Here is a 2368-nt window from a genome sequence, read left to right on the forward strand (position 1 = left end):
TGACTTTGATCTGCATAACCGTTTTCCAGCGCCACGCCGGTCATGTCCGAAAACCTGTTGCGGTTAAGCTGCTGCAACGCAGCGTTAAACTGGCAGATCCGGCTGTACATTTTCGGGGTAAGACCAATATGCTGCTCGAACCTGCGTTGCAGGGTGCGTTCTGTGATGTATAACTCCTTCTGGAGATCCATCAGTAAGATGGTGCCTTTATTTTTTTGTATGAGACGGGTAGCGTAGGTGATAGGCTCGTTTATGCGGATTTTACTACGTTGGGATAGCTGCTGTACATATCTATTCATCAATTCCAGCCGGGCATTGAGAGAGGTGGAGTTGAGCAGCTGTTCTTTCAGGTTTATTTCCCTCGCCAGGCCGGACAGACTGAGGTCGATCCCCTGGCCGGTGAGTTCTTTAGCCTCATATCCAAACAGGGATTGCACCATATAAGGATGAAGAAAATAGGCAATCACCGTTATTTCACCGGCTGTATGCAGGCGGATCGGCGCGATGTTTTGCCCGTACAATACCAGGTGCTCGCTTTTCTTACCGGCGCTGAGTATCCGTGCGGGATCTGTAAGCTGGAAAGTAATGCTGGGATAACCGTTGGCAATGAGCGGTAATACCGCTTCATAGAACATACTGTTATTTTCAAGCACTACAATGCTGCTTACATAATCCGCAACGGTGGCAGGAGGCGTAAGTAATTGTACTTTCATTCCGGTAAATATGTACTAATTTAAAGGAAAATCATGATTATGACACCCGCAGTAAATACTGAGTATAACCAGGTGTTCCCTACCCTGCTTGTTGACGACATCGAAGCAGCGGTTGATTTTTACACAAGCCGCCTGGGCTTTGGTCTTCAATTTACCTGGGGCGAACCGCTTACCTTTGCCGGGGTTAGCCTTGGCAACGTGAACATCCATCTTGCAAAAGGCACACCTTATGTAAACGGGCCCTCCGAGGTAGCTTTTATCATCAGCGATGCCGATGAACAATATGCATTCCACCAGGCGAATAACGTGGAGATCACTGTGCCCATAGAGGACCAGCCCTATGGCATACGCGACTATAGAGTAAAAGATCCTTATGGCAACTCCCTGGTCTTTGGCCATTACATTTACAACCAGGGCCCTGCTATCAAAATCGAACGGACGGATGTACATGTGCGGCTGGAAAAGCGCCTTGCCGCCCTGTTAGAGGACCTTGCGATACATAAGCGCATGAGCGTTTCCGAATGCCTGGAAGAAACCCTGTTGCACACCTTTGAACGGGTGGGCGATACAGTGGCAAGCCCACATACTATGCATACCCTCAACTATATCCAGGAGCTAAAGAAAAAGCATGGCATTGACTACGACGTACACGGCAGCTACCGGTTTTCGGAATAATGCGATTTTACATACAACGCTGACCGGTATCTTTTAGCCAGCAGCCCCGTGGCCAGCGCAGTATCGATTTCCGCTACCGTTACGCCTGGCTTGCCATATTCGCCATGCGCAATGCAGGTTCCATCAGGGGCTATAATGGAACTGGCGGAATCAGGATATTTAAATGCATAATTGGAGCTGGCAAAGTAGATAGTATTTTCCAGCGCGCGCATCATCATTGCTTTCTCATAGTAGGGATTGTTTTTATTTCCCCATTCTGTAAGCAATACACCGGTTGTATCGCTGCCGGTACAATGCGGATGAAACACGATTTGCGCGCCGTGACGGGCGGCCCAACGCACTGATTCGGGATAGCGGAATCCTTCATGGCAAATAGTGATGCCGAATTTCACCCCATTCACTTCAAAAATATGACGCTCTGTACCAGGCGTCCAGAAAGTATCTTCCGTAGGATCCAGCTGGTTTTTGGCCTGGTAGCCAAGCGCTTCGCCGGTGGCGGAAATAACAAAGGCCACGTTCAAAACGGAAGCGCCTTCGTACCAATCCATAGGCATAATAATGGCAATAGCATTTTTTGCAGCAATTTCCTTCACCTGCTTCAGCGCATACTGCATTTTTTCCGGCGAGCGATCTTCCGGCAACCCCATTCCGGGATAACCCGGTATATACGACTCAGGGAAACAGATAATTTCCGCCTGCTGTTTTGCGGCTTCTTCTGCCAGTTGCGCGGTCCATGATAAGCCGTCAGTAACGGATACGGGAGTTGGAGGTGATGCCAATGCTATTTTCATAAGATGAAGATTACAACAACAAAGATATTTAATTTGAAACAGGTGAACCTACAGTAAAAAAGGCTGACCAATGGCCAGCCTTTTTGCTATCAACTCAATGCCGTTATTATTTTAATGTAATAGTACTTACAGTGGAGATCTCTCCTGTTTTTACGGTTACCCCTGCAACAGTGGTATCCTTTAAAATTC

Annotated in this window: 3 protein-coding genes; 1 reads left to right on the plus strand and 2 read right to left on the minus strand. The window is 47.9% G+C overall.

Going from position 1 to position 2368, the window contains the following annotated elements:
* On the minus strand, positions 1-713 hold a 713-nt coding region (locus tag VIM72_RS03230), incomplete at its 3' end, for a helix-turn-helix domain-containing protein (RefSeq protein ID WP_332001431.1).
* Positions 714-752: 39 nt separating this feature from the next.
* Between VIM72_RS03230 and VIM72_RS03235 the strand changes: the two genes are divergently transcribed.
* Positions 753-1388 carry a VOC family protein gene (locus VIM72_RS03235; protein ID WP_332001432.1) on the plus strand — a complete coding sequence of 212 codons (636 nt, stop codon included), beginning with the start codon at positions 753-755 and terminating at the stop codon, positions 1386-1388.
* Here VIM72_RS03235 and VIM72_RS03240 read toward each other — a convergent pair.
* Positions 1370-2179: a carbon-nitrogen hydrolase family protein gene (locus tag VIM72_RS03240; RefSeq protein ID WP_332001433.1), complete on the minus strand. Its 810-nt coding sequence runs from the start codon at positions 2177-2179 to the stop codon at positions 1370-1372. The two genes, VIM72_RS03235 and VIM72_RS03240, sit on opposite strands and share 19 nt — an antisense overlap.
* Positions 2180-2368 lie beyond the last annotated feature (189 nt).

It is taken from the genome of Chitinophaga sp., assembly GCF_036569185.1.
In the GTDB taxonomy this organism is placed as follows: domain Bacteria; phylum Bacteroidota; class Bacteroidia; order Chitinophagales; family Chitinophagaceae; genus Chitinophaga.